23 protein-coding genes and 1 pseudogene are annotated in these 25,557 nt (G+C 39.3%); 1 reads left to right on the forward strand and 23 read right to left on the reverse strand.

The features are described 5' to 3' along the window. Positions 1–92 precede the first annotated feature (92 nt). A complete protein-coding gene (locus IV513_RS08095) occupies positions 93–506 on the forward strand; it encodes a hypothetical protein (RefSeq protein WP_317196409.1) in 414 nt (137 codons plus the stop codon). Between the two features lie 6 nt (positions 507–512). On the opposite strand, the pseudogene IV513_RS08100 reads toward IV513_RS08095, so the two are convergent. The 23 genes and pseudogenes from IV513_RS08100 to IV513_RS08205 form a co-directional block, all read right to left on the reverse strand. Next, positions 513–1,334 (reverse strand): annotated as a pseudogene (locus IV513_RS08100) (RteC domain-containing protein). A 261-nt stretch (positions 1,335–1,595) separates the two neighbouring features. Further along, positions 1,596–3,869 (reverse strand): multicopper oxidase family protein, encoded by a 2,274-nt coding sequence (locus tag IV513_RS08105; protein ID WP_209390093.1) that lies wholly within the window; start codon positions 3,867–3,869, stop codon positions 1,596–1,598. Between the two features lie 13 nt (positions 3,870–3,882). Next, entirely contained in the window at positions 3,883–4,338 is a 456-nt protein-coding gene (locus tag IV513_RS08110) for a heme-binding domain-containing protein (protein WP_070566710.1), read from the reverse strand. Positions 4,339–4,370: 32 nt separating this feature from the next. After that, positions 4,371–4,790 (reverse strand): hypothetical protein, encoded by a 420-nt coding sequence (locus IV513_RS08115; RefSeq protein ID WP_034735335.1) that lies wholly within the window; start codon positions 4,788–4,790, stop codon positions 4,371–4,373. Positions 4,791–4,815: 25 nt separating this feature from the next. Then, positions 4,816–5,340 (reverse strand): DUF305 domain-containing protein, encoded by a 525-nt coding sequence (locus IV513_RS08120; RefSeq protein WP_209390094.1) that lies wholly within the window; start codon positions 5,338–5,340, stop codon positions 4,816–4,818. A gap of 11 nt (positions 5,341–5,351) precedes the next feature. Then, on the reverse strand, positions 5,352–6,011 hold the full coding sequence (locus IV513_RS08125; protein WP_076390109.1) for a DUF3347 domain-containing protein: 660 nt from the start codon (positions 6,009–6,011) through the stop codon (positions 5,352–5,354). Between the two features lie 6 nt (positions 6,012–6,017). Beyond that, on the reverse strand, positions 6,018–8,138 hold the full coding sequence (locus IV513_RS08130; protein ID WP_262897337.1) for a heavy metal translocating P-type ATPase: 2,121 nt from the start codon (positions 8,136–8,138) through the stop codon (positions 6,018–6,020). 18 nt (positions 8,139–8,156) lie between these two features. Next, positions 8,157–8,462, reverse strand: a complete 306-nt coding sequence (locus tag IV513_RS08135) for a phosphoribosylpyrophosphate synthetase (RefSeq protein ID WP_209390095.1) — start codon at positions 8,460–8,462, stop codon at positions 8,157–8,159. A 14-nt stretch (positions 8,463–8,476) separates the two neighbouring features. Beyond that, positions 8,477–9,358 carry a DUF3347 domain-containing protein gene (locus IV513_RS08140; protein ID WP_209390109.1) on the reverse strand — a complete coding sequence of 294 codons (882 nt, stop codon included), beginning with the start codon at positions 9,356–9,358 and terminating at the stop codon, positions 8,477–8,479. A 244-nt stretch (positions 9,359–9,602) separates the two neighbouring features. Then, entirely contained in the window at positions 9,603–9,806 is a 204-nt protein-coding gene (locus IV513_RS08145) for a hypothetical protein (protein ID WP_024566626.1), read from the reverse strand. Between the two features lie 282 nt (positions 9,807–10,088). Next, a complete protein-coding gene (locus tag IV513_RS08150) occupies positions 10,089–10,310 on the reverse strand; it encodes a heavy-metal-associated domain-containing protein (RefSeq protein WP_024566625.1) in 222 nt (73 codons plus the stop codon). 99 nt (positions 10,311–10,409) lie between these two features. Then, positions 10,410–12,824: a heavy metal translocating P-type ATPase gene (locus IV513_RS08155; RefSeq protein ID WP_209390096.1), complete on the reverse strand. Its 2,415-nt coding sequence runs from the start codon at positions 12,822–12,824 to the stop codon at positions 10,410–10,412. An 89-nt stretch (positions 12,825–12,913) separates the two neighbouring features. After that, positions 12,914–13,477 (reverse strand): AraC family transcriptional regulator, encoded by a 564-nt coding sequence (locus tag IV513_RS08160; protein ID WP_070566701.1) that lies wholly within the window; start codon positions 13,475–13,477, stop codon positions 12,914–12,916. Positions 13,478–13,592: 115 nt separating this feature from the next. Further along, positions 13,593–14,417, reverse strand: a complete 825-nt coding sequence (locus IV513_RS08165; RefSeq protein WP_209390097.1) for an RteC domain-containing protein — start codon at positions 14,415–14,417, stop codon at positions 13,593–13,595. A 369-nt stretch (positions 14,418–14,786) separates the two neighbouring features. Then, positions 14,787–16,913: a heavy metal translocating P-type ATPase gene (locus IV513_RS08170; RefSeq protein ID WP_209390098.1), complete on the reverse strand. Its 2,127-nt coding sequence runs from the start codon at positions 16,911–16,913 to the stop codon at positions 14,787–14,789. Next, positions 16,913–17,359: an isoprenylcysteine carboxylmethyltransferase family protein gene (locus IV513_RS08175; RefSeq protein WP_209390099.1), complete on the reverse strand. Its 447-nt coding sequence runs from the start codon at positions 17,357–17,359 to the stop codon at positions 16,913–16,915. The genes IV513_RS08170 and IV513_RS08175 overlap by 1 nt, the downstream gene beginning before the upstream one ends. 165 nt (positions 17,360–17,524) lie before the next feature. Next, positions 17,525–18,811, reverse strand: a complete 1,287-nt coding sequence (locus IV513_RS08180; protein ID WP_209390100.1) for an efflux RND transporter periplasmic adaptor subunit — start codon at positions 18,809–18,811, stop codon at positions 17,525–17,527. A 6-nt stretch (positions 18,812–18,817) separates the two neighbouring features. Then, positions 18,818–23,185 (reverse strand): CusA/CzcA family heavy metal efflux RND transporter, encoded by a 4,368-nt coding sequence (locus IV513_RS08185; protein ID WP_209390101.1) that lies wholly within the window; start codon positions 23,183–23,185, stop codon positions 18,818–18,820. 252 nt (positions 23,186–23,437) lie between these two features. Further along, a complete protein-coding gene (locus IV513_RS08190) occupies positions 23,438–23,764 on the reverse strand; it encodes a DUF6660 family protein (RefSeq protein ID WP_209390102.1) in 327 nt (108 codons plus the stop codon). 58 nt (positions 23,765–23,822) lie between these two features. Then, a complete protein-coding gene (locus tag IV513_RS08195; RefSeq protein WP_209390103.1) occupies positions 23,823–24,230 on the reverse strand; it encodes a Fur family transcriptional regulator in 408 nt (135 codons plus the stop codon). Positions 24,231–24,319: 89 nt separating this feature from the next. Then, entirely contained in the window at positions 24,320–24,526 is a 207-nt protein-coding gene (locus tag IV513_RS15800; RefSeq protein ID WP_071840018.1) for a GDCCVxC domain-containing (seleno)protein, read from the reverse strand. Continuing rightward, entirely contained in the window at positions 24,526–25,128 is a 603-nt protein-coding gene (gene merTP, locus IV513_RS08200; protein ID WP_209390104.1) for a mercuric transport protein MerTP, read from the reverse strand. The genes IV513_RS15800 and merTP overlap by 1 nt, the downstream gene beginning before the upstream one ends. After that, positions 25,122–25,499 (reverse strand): metalloregulator ArsR/SmtB family transcription factor, encoded by a 378-nt coding sequence (locus tag IV513_RS08205; RefSeq protein ID WP_024566613.1) that lies wholly within the window; start codon positions 25,497–25,499, stop codon positions 25,122–25,124. Before IV513_RS08205 ends, merTP begins: the two co-directional genes overlap by 7 nt. Between the last annotated feature and the right edge of the window lie 58 nt (positions 25,500–25,557).

Raw genomic sequence — 25,557 nt, forward strand, 5'->3', positions numbered from 1 at the left:
GAAGATTGCACTCACCAAAAAACGCAGAAAATGGTTCGTCGGAATTTGGGATTACCCCATAGACTTATCTCAAAAAATTTCAACTGCGTGATTTGGGTTCAACACTCGAAAGGGTCAATAGATTTTTTATAACTGGCGAGGGCAATATCAAGTACACCTACAATAACGGTCTGATGGCAAAAGACCCCGAAACCGCCGCAATGAATTTTTTAAGGGCTTTGGAAAAACTGCCGGGCTTTGTGAAGCAGGAGCAGGAGAAAATCGCTGAAATACAAAAAGACCTGCCGATACTTCAGGAAGTGGTTAACGGTACTTGGGCTAAGGAAAGTCGATTGAGTGAGCTTAAAACGGAACTGGCTGCCGTAGAAAGAAAGATACAGCTATCTATTACGCCGGAAACCAAACAAGATGCTTCGGAGCAGGCAGAAAAGCAGAATGAAGCCCCAAAGGTGCAGGAAAGCATTATACGAACAAAAGGCGTTCATTCACCTCGTGGCGTATTATAATAGTCGTTACTTTTCGTCCTTTTCGTCCATTTTTTTTATTAGGGCTTCACACAGGCTGTCAAGGAATTTGGTTCGGTTTATCTTACGGGCTTTCAGTTCCATAAACGTATGGTAAAAATCGCCCAATTCAATATTAAAGGCATCTTCAAATGCTTTAGCAATCAATTTTATATCTGTATTCCCATTGTTAAATACACCGTGGGAGTACAGTGCATATATGAGTTCAGTCAGTGCCGTTTTACTTGCCGTCCATTTCAATGAATTGTCCGAACCCCTTTTCACATTGATGTTATTGAGCCTGTCTTCCAAATAAACTTGTATCAGGTCATTGGCAATAATCTTGGCAACCTTATAATCGTGTGAAGTAGAAAAACGATGGTCTGCTTCAAAATAAAATGTGTCTAACCACAGCCTTATATCGTGCATGCCACGCACAAAGAATTTTTCGTCAACGAAAGAATTATTGCTGCGGTAATACTTGTAAAAATCAAGGTTGTTTTCAAAGAACCTTTTTAGCTTTTTCAGTTCTTTGGTAAAATATTTCTTGGTACGCTTGTTCCCCTAGGGTCTTCTTGTTTCGATTTTATAGATGGCATTGTAGTAGATGAGCTTTGAAACAATAACAGGTTTCTGATACTTGAAAAAATGGATTTCTTCTTCCATATTCTTAAAGTCATTTTTCAGTACAAAGTCCTTTAAGTCGGCAAGGCTTTGTATGATATGGTGTATAACGGCTTCAATTCTTTTTATGGGGCAGTCGGTTTCAATCTCCAGTTCCTGGATTGCAGTTTCCAATTTAAGATATGTTTCATTGTAAAATTTATCCATTCGCTTCATTTTGATGTAATATATTATTGGTTAATAAAGAAAAGCTAACACTGTTCGTATTAGCTTATGATGCAATTACTGCTTAAAAAAATTCAACCTCTACCGTATTGATGATGGAACGATAGATAGATTTTTGTTGCATACTTTAAAGGGTTGTAGTATGATGCAGGTTAGTCTTTGCGAATTACACCTGCATCACCTCCTTTTTTTTACCGATATTTTTTTACGGTTATGCAGTTTACAACCCTTAGTTATTTAATTTTAATAAGTCAATGCCAGCCCCACACCAAAGCCCATATCGCTATCATAGTGGGTACGTATACCTATATTCTTATTAATGATATACCTAAGTTCTCCCATATACTCTAAGTCGGTATTCACCATAAAACCACCTCTTAGTCTTTTTGAAATTGGTATATCTTCACGCATTAACTGCAATCTCACAATTCCATCATGATATACTTCTGCCTGAAAATTGACCAGCATCGGCAGCGTATAGATAAATCCTAAGCTAAACTGTCTGCGGGTGTCTTTCTCATTTCTTTGCCCAAACAAATTCTTTTCGTGCTCATCAATACCGAGTCTGCGGTAACGCCAGTCAAAACCTATGAATGGCATAAACCATTGCATTCTGCCCAAATACCTACCTAAATGTGTTTCTACCTCGTAGCCGTGCATATCATTGTAACCTAAACGCCATTCTGTTCCTAATTGGTAGCGTGCATTCATTAGCATAGCTTCTCCATCATTACCATTGGTTGCAAAATCGTTTTGTGCCATAAAATGAGGCATATTACTTTCTCTTTGCAATTCTTTATAGGCTTTTGCCTTATCGGGTAGATAGGGGTTATTGTAGTCTCCAACTTCAAAGACCCTGTTCATTCCCGCCATCATGTGATATAATATATGGCAATGAAAGAACCAATCACCTTCCTCATTTGCTAAAAACTCAATGGTATCTGTTTCCATAGGCATGATATCCAACACATTTTTAAGCGGCGATTTTTCGCCTTTTCCGTTTATCACCCTGAAATCAAATCCGTGAAGATGCATTGGATGCCGCATCATTGAATTATTATAAATGGTAATCCGTAGAATTTCTCCTTTTTTTACAGGTATTTTGTCAGTTTCCGAAAGTATTTTATTATCCATGCTCCATACATAGCGGTTCATGTTGCCAGTAAGTGTGAATTTCAACTCTTTTACAGGCGCATCATTTGGAAGAGAGGTGTTATAAGGTGATTGCAACATAGCATAATTTAATGTTTTGATGTCTCCCAAGGCATTAGCGTTGTAACGGTTAGCGTCGTTATCCATATCCATACCCTCATGCTTACTGTGGTCTGCTTTTTTTGTTGCATCTCCGGTAATTTCGGGATACATCACTACATTCATGTCCATTTGGTTAAGGCTCATCTTCATGCCCATATCGTCCAAATCGCCATTCATTTTCATCATATCGTTCATCATCTTCATCCCCTCGAAATACTTCAATCGTGGGAGTGGAGAAATAAGCTGTTTGACCCCATCACCTATAAAGTAACTCGCAGATTGTGTCCTGTCTTCGGTTGTTGCTAAGAACTCGTAAGCCAAACCATCTTGAGGGATAGTCACTACAATATCGTAAGTTTCAGAAACGGCAATGATTAACCTGTCCACCTCTACAGGCTCAACATCATTCCCATCATTCGCTACTACTGTAATTTTTCCTCCAGCATACCGTAGCCAGAAATATGAAGACGCCCCTCCATTGGAAACACGCAATCTGACTTTGTCGCCTGCTTTTAGCTTTTTACCATCAATTGTTTTCAAATCGGTGCTATGGCTACCATTTATTAGGATTTTATCATAGTAAACGTCACTGACATCCATCGCCAGCATCCGCTTCCACTCGTTTTTTACCTTTACCCCTAATTTTCCCTCCTTAATAGCTTCAACATATGATTGTGTTGCGCCTTTCTTAATGGCCGCCCAATCATTTGCATTGTGTAGCATACGGTTGATATTATCGGGGTTAAGATTTGTCCACTCACTTAATATAATTGGAACGGTCGGCAAATCATCAATTCCTTTTCTGAATGTCTTATCATCGCTTCTTTTCTTCATGATAAAACTTCCGTACATGCCAATCTGCTCCTGCAATCCTGAGTGGGAATGGTACCAGTGCGTACCATGCTGGATAATCGGAAAACGGTAGGTGTAGGTTGTGCCCGGTGCGATGGGTTTTTGTGTAAGCCAGGGCACACCGTCTTCTTTATTGGGCAGGAACACACCATGCCAGTGAAGTGATGTGCTTTCTTTCAATTGGTTGTGCACCACTATTTCGGCAGTGTCGCCCTCGGTAAAGGTAAGGGTGGGCATGGGGATTTGCCCGTTTACGGCAATTGCCCTTTTTTGCTTACCTGCATAGTTGACAAGCGTATCTTTTACATACAGCTCGTAATGCACCACTCTCTGTGCAAACAGCGTTTGCGTGCAAAGCAGTATCAGCACTGTTTGCAAAATTCTTATAGGTATTTTATTATATCTGTTCATGATTTGAAAAATTTTATTTAATGCTGTCTTCCATTGTGCTAAACCACGCTATCAAAACCTGCTTATCCTCCGGTGACAATACTGCATTGCGATGAATTAGTGTGTATGATGACAACGGCATTTCCCCGTCCTTAACCTGCCCGGCCATAGCCCTGAACTTGTTTCGCTGCCTGCGGACAGAATAGTCGCCAAATTCGCTAAAGTTGAGTTCCTCTTTCCCCTTTTTTATATGCTCTGCCATGTACCATGCGCCGGGCTGGATACGGCTGTACCACGGATAATGGGTATTGTTGCTATGGCAGTCATAACAGGACTGAACAAGGATAGCCTTTACATTTTGGGGTACGGCGTACACTCTTTCGATATGGGTGGCTGGCACTTCAACCGCCTGGTTCCGTAAGGGCTGAAAGAACTGTATGGCAATCAGGACGACAGCCAGCCCCAATATGATTTTCTTCTTTATGGTCATAATTATTTTATTGTGGCTTCATCTTTTTGTGTCTACTGTTTTTTCACATACTTGGCATAATTCTCCTTGTTTTCAAAATAAGAAACTTCACCGTTATTTCCTGTCACAGCAATCACCGCATTAGCTTTGTCTACCTGCTTATGGGAATAGGGGTCTATCGCCATCCGCACGGTCGCATCTTTTGGAATACGTTCCTTACACATTTCGCAACATCCGTAATAGGTTTTACCATCAAATTTTACTTCAAACTGCTTTTTGCCCATATAGGCATCATTTACCATGCAGACTTCATCCAATGGCACCAATTCGCCTATTTGGACATCATGTTCGTGGCTTGCCGGAGTTGCCTGCGAATGATGCTGTGCCGCTTCATCCTTATTTGACCCTGTCTGCCCGCAAGCGGTGAATAGCAGAGTTAAAGAGGAAATAAAGCAAATTATTATTTTGCTCATGTTAAAACTATTTTTTGAAATTTTATTATTTACTTTCTTCAAACTCTTTCAGCTTGCGCTTCATCAATTCAATTTCTTCCGCTTGGGTTTCAAGTATGTTTTTTTGCAACTGTATCAGTTCCGGGTCGGTCAGCTTTGCCTTTTCGGACATCAATATGGCTGCTGCGTGATGGGGTATCATACCCTTTGCAAACTGCTTGTCCCCGACATTGATTTGTTCCCTGATACCAAACCATGAAAAGATGCCAACAGCAACCGAGATGATGGCTATCGCCAAATTCATCTTCCTGTTGGGGTACATTACTTTCATTATCGCTAATTCGATAAGCAGCATTGCCGAGGTCATCAGCAGGGTCATGTACAAATTGTTGATATTGGGTATCAGGTTCTGCCACCCGTCAATCATGGCGTACATGATAAAATACATCACTGCGAACATTGCGACAGCCATCACCGCAAAGCGTTTGTACATGGCCGAAGCATGTTTTGTATTGTGCGTGCCATGCTCCGAGGAATGACCCGCATGGTGACTGTTTTGCATATTTTCCATAACCCTGAATTTTATTTGCTGTTAATTGTTTTTTCCACCTTACCGCAGGTCAGCATTTTAGAACCGTAGTAAGGGTTTTTGATTTCCTTGTTTTCGCTGAACCAAACAGCACCCTTACCGTCATTGAACATCGGGCAATGGTCCTGATACAATGTTTGCGATGTACCGAACAAATCAATCAGGTCTTTCAAATCTTCGCCAAGCGAGGCCAAATGTTCCCGCTGGTGGTGGATGTTGCCGACATTTTCCCCGATATGTTCTGCTTGTTCTTTAGCATCGTCCGCTATGTCCATGTACTTTTTGTGCTTATCGGCAGGAACGGCTTTCATGTCCACTTTATTCAGGGTAGCTAACAGCTTTTTCCCTGAACTGGCGGCGGCTTTATCATCGTCCGAAACAAGGGCGTTCTTTAAGGACAGATAATCGGTAACTATGGGCGCAATAGAAAAGTTTTTTGCTTCTTCTTTTCCTTTTGCTTCCTGACCGCTCGGTGTTTCGCTCACAGCGGGCGCAGCTACCGTATCATCCTCTTTTGGTTGGGAAGCTGGCTGTTCTTGTGATACAACAGCAGTATCATTTGAAGACTGCTCGTTTTTGTTGGATGCCTGATTGCATGATACTGTTACAAATGCCATGATAACAGCAATGATTGATAATGTTAGATTTTTCATTTTTATTTATTTTTTGATTTTTAAAAAACTTGCATTAATAGCCACTACAATGGTGCTTACACTCATCAGCACAGCACCCATAGCGGGACTTAAAACAAAATTCGGATAGAGTACGCCTGCCGCAAGCGGTATTGCCACCACGTTGTAGCCAACCGCCCATATCAGGTTCTGTACCATCTTTTTGTAGGTAAGTTTGCCGAAGTCAATCAGTTTGACCACATCCCTCGGGTCGCTGTCTACCAATATGATATCCGCTGTTTCGGCAGCCACGTCCGTACCGGAACCCACGGCTATGCCCACATCTGCCTGTGCCAGTGCAGGTGCATCATTTACACCATCACCAGTCATTGCTACGATTTCGCCTTTTGCCTGAAACTCCTTTACTTTCTCCTGCTTGTTGTGCGGAAGCACATTAGCCAAATACCCGTCCATACCCAATTTTCCGGCTACGGCAGCAGCAATCCTGTCGTTGTCCCCGGTGAGCAGAAAGGACTTGATGCCCATTTTTTTGAGTTCCTCAATCGCCTGTGCCGACCCCTCACGGATGCTGTCTGCCAAAGTAATGAGGCCGATTACCCGGTCATCAATGAGGACAAAGTTGACCGTTTCTGCTTCCTGATTGATTTCGTTTGGAATTTCAGGCAGGGAAAGGTGGTTTTCGGTGAAATAATTCGGGCCGCCAGCTACGACATTTTTCCCGTTCACAACACCTTTAACACCTATGCCCTGCATATAGCTGAAGTTTTCAGACTTCCATAAGGCAAGGCTCTTTTCTTTCAATGTAGCCATAATACCTTTGGCGATATGGTGTTCCGAATTTTGCTGTACTGCGGCAGCATACTGGATAACCTCATCGGCATTGTATTCATCCGTTAACGGTATAACCTTTTCTACGGCATGGGAACCTTTGGTAAGCGTTCCGGTCTTATCAAAAATGACGGTGGAAAGTTTGCGGGTGGTTTCAAATGCCGTACGGTTGCGGATGAGCAGACCATTGGTCGCCGAAAGCGTTGTGGAAATGGCGACTACCAACGGGATAGCCACGCCCAATGCGTGCGGGCAGGCCGTTACCATTACCGTCACCATTCTTTCAAGCGCAAAGGCAATATCTCCACTGCTAGCATACCAATAGGCAAATGTGCCTATGCCCACGGCAATGGCAATAAAGGTGAGCCATTTGGCAACTTTGTCCGCAAGGTTTTGCGTATTGGACTTAGTAGCTTGTGCCTCCTGCACAAGATTGATAACCCTGTTCAGGTAGCTGTCTTTTCCAACGGCTGTTACCTTAACTTTCAGCGCACCATCACCATTGATAGAGCCTGCGATGACCTTTCCGTCCTTTTCCTTTTTTACGGGAACACTTTCTCCGGTAAGCATACTTTCGTTGATATACGAAAGCCCCTCCAGTACCAATCCATCGGCTGGAATTTTTTCACCCGGTTTTATGATAGCTGTTTCACCGCTTTGCAGGTCTTCGAGCTTTATCTTTACGGCTTCTCCGCCTCGTTCCACGGTAACATCGTTGGGCAGTAACGCTACCAATGACTGTAATGCCCGTGAAGCAGCCATTTGGGAACGCATTTCCAGCCAATGCCCTAACAGCATGATGTCAATTAGGGTTGCCAGTTCCCAAAAGAAATCCATACCCTGCAAGCCAAATACAACGGCTACGGAATAGACATAGGCTACGGATATGGCGATAGCAACAAGTGTCATCATCCCTATGGCTTTGGCTTTCACCTCGCCAATCATTCCCTTTAGGAATGGTAAGCCTCCATAGCAATAAATCACCGTACCCAATGCCAGCAACACATATTTATCGCCATTGAAAGCAAGCGAGAAACCTAACCATTGCTGTATCATGTGCGACAGGAGCAGTATAGGGATTGTAATGACAAGGCTTATCCAAAAACGAGTGAGGAAATCACCTGTATGATGTCCCTCATGTTTATTAAAGTTTTCGTCAGCATGGCCATGTTGAGAATGCCCGGAATGCCCATGTCCTGATTTTTGTACATGAGAAACTGAGCTACCGCCAACGGGAACCAGTGCCATGCCACAAAGCGGGCATTTGCCTGGTTCGTCTTTTAGCACCTGCGGGTGCATGGGACACGTGTATTTTTTCATAATAAGGGGTTTTAAAAGTTATGTTGCACTTAATTTTTTTGCCATCTCATGGGTCATTTCTTCGGCATAAGCACCATAGGCATCCACAAGTACGCCTTTATTCTTACCATCATTGGACGATATGGCATAAATCACGGCATTGTTATCAGGACTGCTGTCGAGGCTTTCAAACCTATGAGTTTCCGTAACCGTAAAATCTTCCGGTTTTAGTTTCAGGCTCCTTGACGCACAGTACAGGCAGTCCGGCAACAGACTAAAGTCCATACTGTACCCACGCTGTCTTAGGTCTTTAAGCGCCTGCACCATGTCATTGTACTGTATCATAGCTTTCAGACCTGTTATTTAATGGTTTCAACGGTACTACCGCAGGTAAGCATCTGTGAGCCGTAATATGGGTTTTTAACAGCATTCTCTTTACTTAGCCAATTGGCTCCCTTACCTCCGTTGTACATAGGGCAGTGCTGGTAATAAATGGGGGTGTCCTGTTTAGAAACTTTGGCAAGTGTGTAGATGCTTCCCGAAAGTGCCGCAAAAGCACTTCTTTGTTTTGCAACATCTTTTGATTTTGAAATGCTTTCCGCATTGGCCGTCAAGTCCTGCATCACTTTCATCCAAGCCGTATGTTCCTCTGCCGATAGCTTATTCATATCGACTGCTTTAAGGGATGCAGCCAATTCAGCGGCTTTGGCAGATGCGGTCGCCGCATCGATTTTTATCAAAGCGTCTTTCACTGAAAAGTAGTTGTCAAATACAGCTTTCAGTTGTGATTGGTTTTGGGCTGCATCTTTGTTAGCGGGTGCTGCCATTTGGCTATGGTCGTGATTGCCATGTCCGGCATTCATGTCCATTCCCGCCTCCTTGTTTTTGGCAACCGTCTTTACTGGTCTATCATACTGGCAGCAACCAGCCAGTTTAGCATATACGTCATCCGGCGCACGGAACTTCTCACTGTCATAACCAGCCAAAGCGATACGTTTCAGGATTTCATCCTGATTTGTTTTGTCGCCGTCATACGTGAGCGTAGCCATCTTGGTATCTTTGTTCCAGTCCACGCTGGCTACCTTTTTTACGTTACCTGCTTTTTCGATGGTGGTTTTGCACATACCACAATTGCCGTAAATCTTTACGGTTTCCGTTTTCGCATTCTTGATTTGTGCAAACACGTTTATTGATGATAGTAATACGGCGATTACCATCACTATTTTTGATAATGATTTCATAATAATATACATTTTCGGAAAAGGGGTATTAGCAAACCCATTTCCCTTGAATTTTAAAATAAATAGTACAAATAGGGGATTTGCAAAAGCCGGAATAGCTTTTGACAAGGCACACCTATGGCTATCAGGCCATAGTTTTAGCTTATTTTAGGAGGTAGCCAAATGAAGAAAAATCCCGAAGAATAGTAGGCTTCCTTGAAACCTAATTTTTGCTTTTTAACTTCAGCAAATGGATTTTTAGCTTTTAATTCGATTGGGATTGGTAAGTATAGGGAGGTCGTTGAAGCACTGCATCTGCAAGAGCTATGTGAACAACCACCATCGCAGTTGCCGCTTTTGCATTTTTTGCAGGATTTGCCCTTGCAACCTTTTTTATGTTCTGATTTTTTGGATTTCTCTTTTGAGCAGGAAGACTGTTCGGTCTTTGTTGAATTTTTGGAACAGGCATAGCTCTGACTTGGTATCATAAAGAAAACCAGACAGAAGAGTGTCAAAATGCCTATATGTATTCTATAATTTTTCAACTCAACAAAGTTACAAATAAGATTGGTTTTTTATATTGTTTTTACAATTTTTTTTGCTATATAGGCAAAATTTCTCTATACAAACAAACAATGTTACGACCACAACAAGACATCCTCTTTCTTCAGGATTTGATGAAATGCCTTTTTCAGCAACCCAACCTTCAGAAAATTCGGTCGGAAAAAGGACATTTCAAAATGTAGTTGGCTTAGGCATTCAAAGGTTCTATTTTGAAGCCTGCCTTTTGTACGGTCGATATTACTTCCTGCTCGGTAATGCCCTCGGACTTCACTGTAAGTACCTTGTCCTTGTTGGCCGTGTCCACTTCCCAATGGCAGATGCCCTCTGCCTTGTCCAAGTGCGGCTTTACAGATGCGATACAGCCGCCGCAATTGATGTTCGTCTTGAATTGAAATTGTTTATTTTCCATTGTTTACAAATTTTAGAGTTATCTGATAATGCAAATTTCCGTACTATTCAGTTAGTTATTGTTGTGTAATTTCTTGTTTGATTTGTGAGATTTACTGTTTTATTTCTTCCACTTCAACCGCAGGCTGTTACTGACCACGCTCACGCTGCTCAATGCCATTGCCGCACCCGCAATCATCGGGTTGAGCAGGAAGCCGTTAACAGGGTAAAGGATGCCTGCCGCTACCGGAATGCCGATTACGTTGTAGATAAACGCCCAGAACAGGTTTTGCTTGATGGTGGCTACGGTCTGTTTGGACAAGCGTATTGCCTGCGGTATCTTGGTCAGGTCGGACGAAATGATGGTCATCTTGGCTACGTCCATTGCGATGTCGCTGCCTTTGCCCATTGCGATACTTACATCGGCTGTTGCCAATGCGGTGCTGTCGTTGATACCATCGCCCACCATTGCCACTACCTTTCCTTTACTTTGCAGTTCTTTCACAAAGTCGGCTTTATGCTGTGGCAAAACTTCGGCTTTGTAATGCTTGATGCCTGTCTGCTCCGCAATGGCTTTAGCGGTAGCTTCATTATCTCCGGTCAGCATATACAGGTCTATACCCATATCCTGCATTTCCCGGATAGCTTGCACCGATGTTTCTTTAATCTTATCGGAAATGGCAATTACAGACAGAGCCTGTTTGCCGTTTGCAAACCAAATAACGGTTTGGGATTGTTTGCCCCATTCTTCGGCTTTGTTTTGTAATTCGTCAGCAATAGCGATGTTGTTTTCTGCCAATAGCTTTTTATTTCCTACATAATAGGTTTCGTTGTTATGGTCTGCTTTTGCGCCTTTACCTGTAATGCTGTCGAACAATGATAAAGTTGCGTTTCCTGCTCCGTTCAAATGTTTTACTACTGCTTCCGCTAATGGATGTTCCGATTGCTTTTCGATGCTTAATAAAATATTTTTGGTCATATCGTCATTGTTCAGCCAGGCAATATCTGTTACTTGTGGTCTTCCCTCGGTAATGGTTCCGGTTTTATCCAATACAATTGCGTTTATCTTTTTAGCCAGTTCAAGGCTTTCCGCATCCTTAATCAAAATACCGTTTTCAGCACCTTTGCCAACGCCTACCATAATGGCGGTCGGGGTCGCTAAGCCTAAAGCACAAGGGCAGGCAATAACCAATACCGTAACGGCTGCCAGCAAGCCTTGCACAACTCCGTTTTCGCCCCCTAACACCAACCATAAGATAAATGTAAGGATAGCAATACCCATTACTACCGGAACAAAGATGCCTGCAATCTTATCTACCAGCTTCTGTACTGGAGCTTTGCTTCCCTGTGCATCCTGTACCATTTTGATGATGTGTGCAAGCATGGTTTCTTTGCCAACTTTCACCGCTTTAAATTGAAAGCTGCCTTTTTGGTTAATCGTTCCGGCAAATACCTTTTCATTTTCCTTTTTCAACACAGGCACAGGCTCACCGCTTAGCATACTTTCGTCCACATAGGAATTACCTGATGTTACCATACCATCCACCGCAATTTTTTCGCCGGGCTTTACGAGTATAATATCACCTGCACTTACATCTTCAATAGCCTTCTGTCTTTCTGTGCCATCAGCTTCTATCACAATAACCGTTTTAGGCTGTAAGCCCATTAGCTTTTTAATGGCTGAAGATGTATTTCCTTTGGCTCTTTCCTCTAACAGTTTCCCCAAGAGGATAAATGCGATAATTACGGCAGCGGCTTCAAAATAAACGTGAGAGTGTAGCCCTCTTTGATGCCAAAAGTCTGCAAATAACATATTGAATACACTGAACAGGTAAGCAATACCAGTACTTAATGCAACCAGTGTATCCATATTGGCAGAACGATGTTTTGCCTGCTTCCACGCATTGATAAAAAAGTCTTTTCCTAACCAGACAAGTACCGGAGTTGAGAAAAGCCACATTATCAGGTTTGCATAAGGCATATCCATAAAGAACATACCGATTACCACCACAGGCAAAGAGAGGATGATTGCCCAAATGGTTTTGTTTTTGAGTTTCCTGAATTTCTCGGTGTGAATAGCTTCTAACGTTTCCTGCTGTGTGGTTTCGTCTTCAATCAATAAGTCATAACCAACTCCTTGTACTGCTTTTTGCAGCGTTGAAGCATTGGTCATGTTTGGTAGATATTCTACCGTAAGATTACCCGTTGCAAAATTCACGGAAGCATCAACTACTCCCGATTGGTATTTAACAATGCTTTCGGCACTGCCCGCACAGGATGCGCAGGTCATGCCCAATACCGGAAAAGCACTTTTAACCGTAGGAACTCCGTAACCTAAATCTTTAATTGCCTTAACAGCTTCGCCTACTGTTTCATTGCTATCTACTGTAATAGCTGCCCTGCGGTTATTTAGCTCTACTTTGTGGGTTTCTATGCCTTTTACTTGTGTCAACCCTTTTTCAACGATTAATGCACAATGTTCGCTTTCCACATCCTCCAATGGAATGTATATTGTTTCTTTATTATTAGTTGCCATATTCTGCTTGCTTTAATTAACAATGCAAAATTGGCTATTATATCAACGGGTGCTATTGTGAAATTTTGGAATTGATTTGTAAAATTTATTTACACTTTATCCAATGGCTTTCTTTTATCTTCTTTTATCTGTTTGAAATAGCTCGGTGTCAGTCCTGTTACTTTTTTGAATTGATTGCTTAGGTAGGATACACTCGAATAGTTCAGACGAAAAGCAATTTCACTCAAAGACAACTCATCGTACACCAGCAATTCTTTTACTTTTTCAACCTTTTGGGCAATAAAGTATTTTTCAATAGTAGTACCCTCTACCTCTGAAAACAGATTGGACAGGTAATTATAATCGTGATGCAATTTATCGCTCAATACATCTGAAAGATTGATTTTTACATCATTATCTTGATGGTGTACCAAGTCAATGATAGTGTTCTTTATCTTCTCTATTATCCTACTTTTTTTATCGTCAATTATCTCAAATCCCAATGGCTCTAAAGTTTTTACCAAAGCATCTTTTTTTGTAGGGGTTATCTCTTGTGCTAAGGTTACTTCGCCCAATTTTATATTCTTAATGCCTAAACCGAGTTTTTCCAATTCATTTTGCACCACTATAATGCAGCGGTTACAGACCATATTTTTTATAAAGAGTGTATTCATATTTATTCTCTGCCCACATTTTGTATTTAATATAAAAGCAATAAACAAATTTACGATTTAAGTTTAATTACTTTGACTTCTTGTCACGAGGAATAAAGGCGTTGTACATATATGTTTACTGTTTTTCGTCTTGTTCGTCCATTTTTTTAATCAGTGCTTCACATAGATTGTCAAGGAATTTCGTTCGGTTTATTTTGCGGGCTTTAAGTTCCATAAACGTATGGTAAAAGTCGCTTAACTCAATATTGAAGGCATCTTCAAACGTTTTGGCTATCAATTTTATTTCTGTATTCCCATTGTTAAATGCACCGTGGGAGTACAGTGCATAAATGAGTTCCGTGAGTGCAGTTTTGCTTGCTGTCCATATCAACGAATTATCTGAAACCTTTTTAACGTTGATGTTATTTAACCTGTCTTCCAAATATACCTGTATCAGGTCATTAGCAATTATCTTGGCAACCTTATAATCGTGCGAAGTAGAAAAGCGATGGTCTGCCTCAAAATAAAAAGTGTCTAACCATAGTCTTATATCGTGCTTGCCACGTACAAAAAATTGTTCGTCAAAGAAAGAATTATTGCTTCGGTAATACTTGTAAAAATCAAGGTTGTTGTCAAAGAACCTTTTTAGCTTTTTCAGCTCTTTGGTAAAATATTTCCTGATGCGTTTTGCTCCATAGGGCTTTCTTGTTTCAATTTTATAAATGGCATTATAGTAGATGAGTTTTGCAACAATAGTTGGTTTTTGATATTTGAAAAAACGGATTTCTTCATCAACATTTCTGAACCCTGTTTTTAAAATATATTTTTTTACGTCGAATAAACATTTGATAATAAGTTGTATAACTGCTTCAATGCGTTCTATCGAACAGTCTGCTTCAATCTCAAATTCTTTGATTTCGTTTTCCAGCTTAGCCAGCGTTTCGTTATAAAATTTATCCATCCGTTATCCTAAATCTATTTTTTAAACAATAATAGAGAAGCCCAAATACTGTCATATTTGAAAGAAATTTGCATTTTCGGGTTTCTCTTTTGGAACTTTGGTTTTTGCTGGATACAGAACTAATAAGTCCACTTTTAGTGATAGTGATAGATATAATAGTGTCTAATTTTTATGTATATCAAAGCAAAAAGACACAGAGCTAAAAATATCCCAAAAAGTATCATAAAGAGCGAAGGTCTTTTCTTCTTCTTCGACAAATTGACATTTGAGGGTTTAGAAGCTCCGTATCTTTTGTACGGAGGTACTTTTTGATAACTTTTGCCTTTCTTACGCGTTGTCTGTTTTATTCATCATTAGGATGACCTAATCTTAAAATTTCATCCGCTGTATCCTTACCGCATTTAATATTGCCAATAATGCAACTCCCACATCTGCGAAAACGGCTTCCCACATTGTAGCTAATCCACCTGCGCCCAGTACTAATACGACACCTTTTACTACAAACGCCAATGTGATGTTTTGCCACACTATTTTCTTGGTTTGTTTACCAATATTGATTGCCATCGGAATTTTACTCGGTTTGTCATCTTGGATTACTACATCGGCAGTTTCAATAGTTGCATCACTTCCTAAACCGCCCATTGCCATACCTACGTCGCTCAAAGCTACTACAGGCGCATCATTCACTCCATCGCCAACAAATGCTACGGTTTCGTTTTTGGTTTTTATTTCTTTTACTTTATTTACTTTGTCTTCGGGTAATAAATCGCCAAAGGCATTATTGATGCCCAATTTATCTGCAACAAACTTTACTACTGTACTTTTATCGCCACTCAACATTGTTGTTTTTACACCTAAGGCTTTTAACTTATCAATGGTTAGTTGTGCATCTTCTTTTATACTGTCTGCTATGGTAATATAACCTGCAAATTTTCCATCATAGGCTATGGCGATTAGGGTGTACACAATTGTACTTGGGTCTAAATCATAAACGATATTAAACTTATCCATCAGTTTAAAGTTTCCTACCAATAACTCTTTTCCGTTAACGATAGCTTTTAATCCGTGACCCGCAATTTCTTCTACATTTTCTAATTTTATAGAATGGTCTATTTCGCCGACATATTGATGGATTGCGGTAGCAACTGGATGCGTGCTTTGACTTTCCAAAGCGTTGACCATTTTCAAGATTTCGTCTTTACTAAATTCTGATTTTAATATTACTTCTTGCACTTTGAAAACGCCTTCTGTCATTGTTCCTGTTTTATCCATCACTACATTTTGGATATTAGCGATGGCGTCTAAGAAATTGCTTCCTTTAAATAAAATTCCATTTTTAGAAGCGGCACCAATTCCACCAAAATATCCTAAAGGAATACTTATAACCAAAGCACAAGGACAAGAAATAACAAGGAAAACCAATGCTCTGTATAGCCATTGACTGAACAAGTAATCATCAACAAAAAAGTAAGGAACTACAGTAATAAGCACTGCCAATAACACCACAATTGGTGTGTAAATTTTTGCAAATTTTCGAATGAATAATTCTGTTGGTGCTTTTTGAGCAGTAGCGTTTTGTACCAATTCCAAAATCTTTGAGAGCTTGCTATCGGTATATGCTGTGGTTACTTTTACCTGTGCAACGGTCTTTAAATTTATCATTCCTGCTAAAACAGTTTCGCCTTTGGTTTTGGTGTCTGGCTTGCTTTCTCCAGTCAATGCGGCGGTATTGAATGATGCAGTTTCGGATAACAATTCGCCATCCAATCCTAATTTTTCTCCGGGTTTTAATTGAATGATATTGCCGATGTTGACGGTTTCTGCTTTTACAGTTTTAGGTTGGTTATTTTCTAAAATCGTTACTTCATCGGGTCTTTGGTCGAGCAGGGTTTTAATGTTGGCTTTGGCTCTTGTTACGGCTAATGTTTGGAACACTTCGCCAACGGCGTAAAACAGCATAACGGCAACACCTTCGGGATATTCGCCAATGGCGAAAGCTCCGATAGTGGCAATGCTCATCAATAAAAACTCTGAAAATACATCGCTTTTGCGGATGCTCTCAAATGCTTCTTTAATTACAGGAAATCCAACAGGTAAATAGGCTATTGCATACCAAATAATTCTTACCCAACCTGTAAACCAGGATTGCGGTAGCCAATTATCAAAAGCAATAGCAATCATCAATAGCACGAATGAAATGATTGCAGGCAAGAACATTTGAAGGGTGGACTTATTTTCATCGTGGCTATGGTCGTGTCCATCATCGTCTGAATGTTCGTTGCTGTGGTCGTGGTCTAATTCTTCTTTGAACCTTGTACCGTGAAAATGACCATCGCCTTTGAAGTGGCGCTCTCTTGTTTTTTCTTCAATAACGGGTAAGGCTTTGGCACCTTCCTGCTGCACCAATTTTTCATCGGCTTTTTCATTTATTTTTGCTTCCTGTGGCGAACAGCAAATTTGCTTGCCTTGTGCATCGTATTTATGTTTGTGTTCCATTAGAGTAGTCTTTTAGTTGTTTTTTTATAAATTAAATATTGTTCTCCGTGTTGTTTTTCCAAAAACTCTTCTTCCAGTCTTATCTGAATTTGAATAACGATATAGGTAGTAAGCATCAGGAAAAATGTAAGTGCATTGGGTAGTATAAAAAATATTCCTGCAACACTGATTATCATTCCTAAAAAAATCGGGTTCCGGCTGTAAGAGAATAATCCTTTTGTGATTAATTCGGTTTTGTTATTTTCATCGATACCAATGCGCCAACTGTTACTCATTTGATATTGCGCTACTGAAATCCATAGTAATGAAAGGTGTATCAGTATTAATGCAATGATTAAAAACACGTCTTTCATTAAATTAGAAATCGGTACTAAATATTGATACATTTTATCGCTGAACGAATAGATGAATACCGCAACGAAAAGCAATGCTATCAATACTTTCATCACAAAACCGATATAGTCGTGTGCAATATCTGTTTTGCCAAAAGTTATGGGATTGATGCCAGTTTGCTTGTAGGTTCGGTATTATGGTGGCACAAAAGCTACCATAATATACAACACCAAATACACCGGCAAATAAAATTTTAGCCAAATCATAGCGTTCAATTTTTAATGTTCGTGACCACCTGCATTGCTTAGTTTTGCATTGACGAAAAACGCACCTTTTACTACAATCTTTGCATTGGCAGGAATTTCATTTACAAATGTTACTGCGGTGTAACCCATATCAGATACGCCTTTTAGCACTTCTACCTTTTCAAAATTCTTAGCCGTTTTATCTTCTTTATGGTCTTTTTCTTCGCCCTCTTTGTGGTTGCCTTCTTTTTCTCCTTCTTCGTGATGGGCTTCTGCTTCTTTGTCGGTTTGTACAAAAATGTAGTATTTGCCATCGGCATTTACAATCGCATCATTGGGTACAGCTGGAGTTGTTACATTGCTAAGACTGACAATACCAGTGATGTTCATTCCATCAATTAAACCACTTTTATTACCATTTACACGACAATGAACGGCGATGGTTTTGCTCTCGTTTTCAAAGGATGAACCAATGCTGAAAACTGTAGCATCATACTCAGCAGTAGGATTATTGGTTAAAGTAAAATGAATAGTTTGTCCAACTTTTACCTGTGGTAAATCTTTTTCAAACACCTGTAAATCTAAATGCAATGAACTGTTATCTACAATTTCGATAACCGGCGAAGAAACATCTACATAACTTCCAATTTTGGCAAAAACGTTGCTAACCGTACCATTCAGCGGACTGGTTACGACCAATGCGGATTTTAAATTTCCGTTTGATACCGAACCTGGATTGATGCCCATTAATTGTATCTGCTGTTGCAAGGAAGCTCTGCGGGTTCTTAAACTGGTTAATTCGGCAGTAGCACTTTGCAGATTTTTCTTTGCACCTGCATTGCCTTCATTCAGTTCTTTTTGCCTTGCTAATTCCTGTTCTGCAAACGTAATTCTGCTTGCTGTACTCAAATATTCTTCCTGCAATTGGATGAACTGCGGATTGGCAATGGTTGCAATAACCTGACCTTTTCTTACATAATCTCCAATTTGAACTTTCAGTGTTCTTATCACACCGCCATACAAAGAAGTGGCGTTGGCTTTATTGTTATTGGGAACTTTCAGATTTCCGTTTGCTTTGATGGTTGCTGTTAATTCCTTGTGTTCAATGGTGCCTAATTGTATGCCTACCGTTTTTATTTGTTCTTCGGTAAGTGTGGCAATGGTTGGCGTTTCTTCCTCGTGTGGTGCTTCTTCTTTTCCTGCAGTTTTGGTTTCGGCAGATTTATCTTCTGCTTTCTTATCATTTTTACAGGCAGAAAAAGCAAATAGTAAAACAGCTATGGCTGTCATCAACGTGATTTTTTTTATATTGAATTTCATTTGTACTTATTGATTGATGAATGAATAAATATTGATTACAGATTGGTTGACCTGCTGAATACTTTTTAGGTAATTCAACTGAATATCGGTTGCGGTTTGCAAGGCAAAAAGATATTCTACATAACCGATGTCGCCTGTTTTGTAACCTAATTGTGCTGCTGAAACAATTTCTTTAGCATTAGGCAAAGCTTCTTGCTGAAAATAATTGAACTGCTTCATATCCTGCTGGTATTGCAACAAAGCATTTTGCATTTGCGTTGCCAACGTTCTCTGTTGCTGTTGTGCATTGGCTTCGGCTGCTTGCTTTCTATAATCCAAAGATTTTATTCTGGCTTTGGTAGCACCGTAAGTAATGGGAATTGCAATGCCAATGTTTACAGAATTAAATCGGTTTCCGCCATTGAAAAACTTCTCAGCTCCATTCACATTTTGAAAACCAATTAAAGACTGATTGACATAACCAATCGTAAAATCGGGTAAACCTTGCGCCCGCTCAACTTTTTTGGTTTGTTCGGCAATTGTAGCTTCCTGATACAAAGATTGAATGATTGGATGATTGGCTACAGCATCATTATCCAACAAATTTGAAATTTGTAATGGTTGATAATTTCCATTTTCTGTAATGGAAAAATCTTCTTTTGTATTCATCAATGTTTTCAGATTGGCAACGGCATTATTTAAGAAAACTTCATTTTGTTTTAATAACAAATTGATTTCGCCTTTCTTGGCTTCTGCCGTACTGATGTCCACTTTTTTGGTGTCGCCCGTTTTGTAACGAAGCTTTGCAATGCCTATGAAATTGTTGTACAAACTGTCTAATTCCTGTAGTTGTTTTTGATTGTGCTGCAAGTACAAAATTTGATAATAATAAGTACGCACTTGGTTTTTTAATTCTAAAACACTCAAGTTCTTCTGCAATTCTTTGCCTTTAATTTCAGCATTAATCAACTCCTTTTTTGCACCGAATAATGATGGAAAAGGAATGGTTTGCGACACCTGAAAAGACTGGTCGAACTTTACACTGTTGTACTGTCCCAACTGTGCATTAAAATCCAATTTGGGTAATTCTCCGGCTGTTTTTTTCAACGCTTTGCTTGCATCAATTTCTAAATCTGAAGCTTTAATGGTTTGATTATTTTGCAGGGCAATATTTATCGCATCATCAACACTTGATAAATGCTGTGTTTGTGCATTTGCTGTAAAGCCTGTTAATGACAGAAGCAATACAATGATAGTTGCAATAGGTTTCACTTTGGGTTTTCTTTTTAAATTAATTTTTGAATTAAAAATGATGTAGAGTAATGGCAGAACGAACAACGTAAGGAAAGTTGCCGTAATCAAACCACCGATAACTACGGTTGCTAAAGGCTTTTGAACTTCTGCACCTGCACTGCTACTGAGTGCCATCGGTAAAAATCCTAAGCTCGCAACGGTTGCTGTCATCAATACAGGTCGAAGTCTTATTTTTGTTCCTTCGATTACTCGTTTGAAAACATCTTTCATTCCTTCTTTTTCCAATTGGTTGAAAGTACCTATCAATACAATTCCGTTGAGAACGGCGACACCAAACAAGGCGATAAAACCAATTCCCGCACTGATGCTGAAAGGCATTCCACGAAGCATTAAAGCCAATACACCACCAATGGCACTCATCGGAATTGCGGTAAATATTAAACCTGCCTGTTTGAAGGAATGGAACGTGAAATAGAGCAAAACAAAAATCAATAACAGAGAAATAGGAACGGCTATCATTAATCGATTGCTGGCTTCTTTTAGATTTTCAAACTGACCGCCATACGTGAAATAATATCCCGGTGGTAATTTTATTTGTGCATTTAATTTTTGTTGAATTTCTTCCACCACACTTTGCACATCTCTGCCTGCAACGTTGAACCCGATTACAATTCTTCTTTTTCCTGCTTCACGGCTTATTTGCGCCGGACCTAATTTATAATCAATCGTAGCCACTTGCGATAACGGAATTTGATTGCCTGTAGAAGTTGGTATCATTAAATTATTTACATCTTCGATACTGCTTCTGTGAATACTATCTAACCGAACCACCAAATCAAATCTTCTTTCATTCTCGAAAACCACACCTGCACTTTTTCCTGCAAAAGCAGTACTTACCACATTGTTTACGTCTTCTACATTAATTCCATAATTGGCTAAACGAGTACGGTCATATTCAACATTTATTTGTGGTAACCCACTCACACGTTCCACCTGCGGAGCTGTAGCGCCTTCTACGGTTTGAATAACTTTGCTTACTTTGTCGGCATTCAACGCTAATGTATCTAAGTTTTCGCCGAATATTTTTACCGCCACATCTTGCCTGATACCTGTCATCAATTCATTGAAACGCATTTGTATCGGCTGATTTTTTTCAAAAAATACGCCTGGTATCGCTTCTAATTTTTCATTAATGGCATCGGCTAATTCATCGTAAGTTCTGCCACTTTTCCATTCGCTTTGAGGTTTCAGCAAAATCATCATATCGGTTGCTTCGGGTGGCATTGGGTCAGTTGGAACTTCTGCAGCTCCGGTTTTCCCTACAACCATTTTCACTTCATCAAATTCTTTAATAATTCTTGAAGCCTGCATTGATGTTTCGATACTTTGGCTTAATGAACTTCCTTGTGGCAAAATACAGTGAAAGGCAAAATCTCCTTCCTGCAATTGTGGTATAAATTCGCCACCCATTCTGCCAAATAAGAATAATGTAAAGGCAAATATGGCAACGGTAATTCCCACTAACCAATATTTTATTTTAATGGCTTTTTCTAATAATGGCTGGTACCTTTTTTGCAGCCAGCTCATCATTCTATCTGAAACCGTTTCTTTGTGCGTTGGTTTTTTAGATAGGAATAAAGCACACATCATTGGAATATAGGTTAATGATAAAATCAATGCTCCAAAGATGGCAAAACCTACTGTCTGTGCCATTGGGCGAAACATTTTTCCTTCTACGCCTACCAATGTAAGGATGGGAATATAAACAATTAATATAATGATTTCTCCGAAAGCTGCACTACTGCGAATTTTGGAAGCGGATGCAAATACTTCATTATCCATTTCCTGTTGAGTAAGCCTTTGCGTGGATTTCCTTAAACCCAAATGATGCAACGTAGCTTCTACAATAATTACCGCCCCATCTACAATTAATCCAAAATCTATCGCTCCCAAACTCATTAAATTGGCACTTACTCCAAAAATATTCATTAAAGCCAATGCGAACAGTAATGCTAAAGGAATGGCTGAAGCTACAATCAATCCGGCTCTGAAATTTCCTAAGAAAAGAACCAATACAAAGATGACAATCAATGCACCTTCTATCAAGTTTTTTTCTACAGTACTCATTGCTCGGCCAACTAATTCTGTACGGTCTAAATAGGGTTCAATAATTATATCTTCGGGTAAGGATTTTTGAATAACTGGTAATTTCTCTTTGATGCGATTGACAACCTCATTGCTGTTTTCGCCTTTCAACATCATTACCACACCGCCAACTGCATCTACTTCGCCGTTATAAGTCATTGCGCCATATCTTACCGCACTTCCAAATCTTACATCGGCTACATCTTTAATAAAAATAGGAATACTGCCACCGTCATTTTTTATACTGATATTTTTTACATCATCCAATGAAGTTACCAAACCGATACCTCGGATGAAATAGGCATTCGGTTTCTTATCAATGTAGGCACCGCCTGTATTTTGGTTATTTTTTTCTAATGCAGTAAAAATGTCGGTAACACTTACCCCCATAGCTTTTAAGCGATTGGGATTTACTGCTACTTCGTATTGTTTCAGTTCGCCACCAAAACTATTTACTTCGGCAATTCCGGGAGTTCCATATAATTGCCTTGCTACAATCCAATCCTGCATTGTGCGTAGGTCTTTTGCATTGTATTTTTTTTCACTGCCTTTTTTCGGATGGATGATGTATTGATAGACTTCTCCCAATCCGGTACTTACTGGTGCAAGTTCTGGCGTACCAATTCCTTTCGGGATTTTCTCTTCGGCTTCTTTTAATTTTTCATTGATTAATTGCCGGGCAAAATAAATATCTACATTGTCTTTAAATACAACCGTAATTACCGACAAACCAAACCTCGAAATGCTCCGTGTTTCTTCTAAATCTGGAATATTGGCAATACTTTGTTCAATAGGAAAAGTTACTAATTGTTCTACTTCTTGCCCCGCCAATGTGGGACAAACCGTAATTATTTGTACCTGATTATTAGTAATATCGGGTACGGCATCAATGGGTAATTTTGTGGCGCTCCACACTCCCCAAATAATGAGCAACAAGGTCATTATCCCAATGACGAGCTTGTTCTTGATACTGAATTTTATAATGTTATCTAACACGTATTTCTGTTTAATATTTTACAAAAAATATACTTGCCACTTGTGGTAAGCAGCCAACAGATTTATCAATGTCTATAGAATGGAAAACGTACTATTTGCCTATTATCACAAAAGCAAAAGCTTTATGAATTTATCTGAAACAAACAGGAAAACTTAAATGGATTGCACATATCATTAGCAAATGAATGACAGGAGCTTCTTCAGTTAAGGCTAAACATCAGCCATCAACAGCATTTGGAAAATCTGTAAAAATTAAACAGTAAATTTGGGTGGGTTCCAGATATTTCCTTGGTAGCGGGAAATTAAATTGTAATCACGGATTGTGAATTTTTTTGTAGAGAAAGCTACTTTAGGTTGCTTGATTTCAAAAGGCTTGAAATTGAATGACCCGATGCTTACACTGCAACAACTGCAATAGCAAAAAGGACTACAATTGTCGTCGCTATCCTGGTTATGGTCGTGAGCTTGGGCGGTTTCAATTTTAGGAACGGTATCTTCACACTGATTGCTTGCATCGCTGCAAGGCAACGCTGCGAGTACCATCAGGTAAAAAGTCCATATTGTGAGAAACCATTTCATTAGGGTACAAATATAGAAAAATAATTTGTGCAATCGGATTGCAAAGTTTCAGATTATTTTAATTGCATCTGTCACACCTTCCTTTAAGCACCAAATTGATACCTTCTAATTTGAAGTTTAGAGGAATATTGATGTTGGGAATTTCTGCATCTGTAAGGCAAAAAGTTCGTTTGCATTGTGAGCAATGGAAATGCGTGTGCTGCTCCGAAGGATTACAACTGCAGCCGGATTGGCAAAGTGCATATTTTACAACACCTGTTCCATCATCAATGGTATGAATAAGTTTATGCTCTAAAAATGTTTTTAAAGTTCTAAACAAAGTGACATTATCTGCATTTTCAAACAGTTCTGCCAATTCTTTATGACTAATGGCATATTGCTGTTTCAATAATTTTTCTACTACCAACAAACGCATTGCTGTGGGCTTTATATTTCTTTGTTGTAAAACATTTTCTAATTCAGTCATTGTCATTTATTTTCACCAAAACATATCCAATTATTTATTAAATATCCAGAGAAATCTGCATTCTCTCGGACGAGGTTGCTTCCAGTTTGTCAACAGCATTTTTTGTCTTGTTGTATTGGAGGACAAGGAACAGTCCCGTAACTGCAATACACACAACAATCGCCTTGCAATGGTTTTAATCTCGTCTTGCAATTTTCACATTCATAAAAATATTGGCAAGCATCTGTCGGCATTGTTTCCTCTTTTTTGTATCCGCAGTTTGGACAAGTTATTACTGATTGTAATTTAATTTCCATTATGATATAATTTTACTTTTTATTGATTTGTATCCTGTCGAATTGATAGCTTTTTCTATTTCTGTTATACTTGTTTGTTTGTTGTCAAACTTAACAATAGCATTGCCTTTCTCATAGGAAACCACAACTTCGACAATTCCTTTTAGTTTGCTAATCTCTGTTTTAACGTGGTGTTCACAACCTGAACAAGTCATTCCTTTAATTGTAAACTCAACTTTTTGAAGTTTTGAAGTTTGGGTAATAATTGCTTTACTTTCAGTCTTTGGAAAAAAGATGTGGGCATAAATTGGAAATGATAAAAGTAAAGCCGTTATAATGGTAATAATTCCTAAAAATGATTTTGTTTGCATAAAATTTGGTTTTTCAGTTGTTTCACATTTACAGTCAATTTTCTTTTGTGGTTTCAACTTTTGATACCAAGCAAAACCAAGCACTAAAATTGTTAAACCAATAAAATATGGTCGGAAAGGTTCGAGCCAATAAAAAGTTGAAGCAAGTCCGCTTGTTCCTGCTATTAGAGTCAACACTGGTGTAATACAACACAATGAAGCTGCAATTGCTGTCAAAAGTCCAGTCCCAATTAGTTTTCCGTCCGTTACCATATTGTTTCTAAATTTTTTTTATCGTCAAGTATTTTAAAAAATGGGTCCAACATTTTCTCATACTCTTTTGTCAATGAGTAAAAAATGGTTTGCGCCTCTCTTTCGGTTTCAATAAGCTTTCGGTCTTTAAGTTTTCTCAAGTGCTGAGAAATCGCTGAAATTGTCATTCCAAGAATTTCACTCACATCACAAACACAAAGTCGTTTTTCTTCATAAAGAAGAAACAGAATTTTCAGTCTTACATTGTTTCCAGTCAATTCAAGTGCGTTCGACAAATAGTCAAACGAACTGTGGAGTTCCGAAACTCTTTCTTTACAGCGATTGATTTGTTTAATGTCTGCCTGTTGTCGTGTACAAGAAGTATTATCCATAATGCAAATGTAACTAATTTGTTTATTTAAGCAAATGCTAAATTATGAGTATTAAAAT

Origin of the sequence: Chryseobacterium sp. RR2-3-20, assembly GCF_017808115.1 — a bacterium.
Classification (GTDB): Bacteria; Bacteroidota; Bacteroidia; order Flavobacteriales; family Weeksellaceae; genus Chryseobacterium; species Chryseobacterium oryzae.

Bases quoted from the DNA above. Each gene is read 5' to 3' on its own strand.
- IV513_RS08105 (WP_209390093.1), bottom strand. From the start codon at position 3,869: ATGAACAGATATAATAAAATACCTATAAGAATTTTGCAAACAGTGCTG.
- IV513_RS08110 (WP_070566710.1), bottom strand. From the start codon at position 4,338: ATGACCATAAAGAAGAAAATCATATTGGGGCTGGCTGTCGTCCTGATT.
- IV513_RS08115 (WP_034735335.1), bottom strand. From the start codon at position 4,790: ATGAGCAAAATAATAATTTGCTTTATTTCCTCTTTAACTCTGCTATTC.
- IV513_RS08120 (WP_209390094.1), bottom strand. From the start codon at position 5,340: ATGGAAAATATGCAAAACAGTCACCATGCGGGTCATTCCTCGGAGCAT.
- IV513_RS08125 (WP_076390109.1), bottom strand. From the start codon at position 6,011: ATGAAAAATCTAACATTATCAATCATTGCTGTTATCATGGCATTTGTA.
- IV513_RS08130 (WP_262897337.1), bottom strand. From the start codon at position 8,138: ATGAAAAAATACACGTGTCCCATGCACCCGCAGGTGCTAAAAGACGAA.
- IV513_RS08135 (WP_209390095.1), bottom strand. From the start codon at position 8,462: ATGATACAGTACAATGACATGGTGCAGGCGCTTAAAGACCTAAGACAG.
- IV513_RS08140 (WP_209390109.1), bottom strand. From the start codon at position 9,358: ATGAAATCATTATCAAAAATAGTGATGGTAATCGCCGTATTACTATCA.
- IV513_RS08145 (WP_024566626.1), bottom strand. From the start codon at position 9,806: ATGCCTGTTCCAAAAATTCAACAAAGACCGAACAGTCTTCCTGCTCAA.
- IV513_RS08150 (WP_024566625.1), bottom strand. From the start codon at position 10,310: ATGGAAAATAAACAATTTCAATTCAAGACGAACATCAATTGCGGCGGC.
- IV513_RS08155 (WP_209390096.1), bottom strand. From the start codon at position 12,824: ATGGCAACTAATAATAAAGAAACAATATACATTCCATTGGAGGATGTG.
- IV513_RS08160 (WP_070566701.1), bottom strand. From the start codon at position 13,477: ATGAATACACTCTTTATAAAAAATATGGTCTGTAACCGCTGCATTATA.
- IV513_RS08165 (WP_209390097.1), bottom strand. From the start codon at position 14,417: ATGGATAAATTTTATAACGAAACGCTGGCTAAGCTGGAAAACGAAATC.
- IV513_RS08170 (WP_209390098.1), bottom strand. From the start codon at position 16,913: ATGGAACACAAACATAAATACGATGCACAAGGCAAGCAAATTTGCTGT.
- IV513_RS08175 (WP_209390099.1), bottom strand. From the start codon at position 17,359: ATGAAAGTATTGATAGCATTGCTTTTCGTTGCGGTATTCATCTATTCG.
- IV513_RS08180 (WP_209390100.1), bottom strand. From the start codon at position 18,811: ATGAAATTCAATATAAAAAAAATCACGTTGATGACAGCCATAGCTGTT.
- IV513_RS08190 (WP_209390102.1), bottom strand. From the start codon at position 23,764: ATGAAATGGTTTCTCACAATATGGACTTTTTACCTGATGGTACTCGCA.
- IV513_RS08195 (WP_209390103.1), bottom strand. From the start codon at position 24,230: ATGACTGAATTAGAAAATGTTTTACAACAAAGAAATATAAAGCCCACA.
- IV513_RS15800 (WP_071840018.1), bottom strand. From the start codon at position 24,526: ATGGAAATTAAATTACAATCAGTAATAACTTGTCCAAACTGCGGATAC.
- merTP (WP_209390104.1), bottom strand. From the start codon at position 25,128: ATGGTAACGGACGGAAAACTAATTGGGACTGGACTTTTGACAGCAATT.
- IV513_RS08205 (WP_024566613.1), bottom strand. From the start codon at position 25,499: ATGGATAATACTTCTTGTACACGACAACAGGCAGACATTAAACAAATC.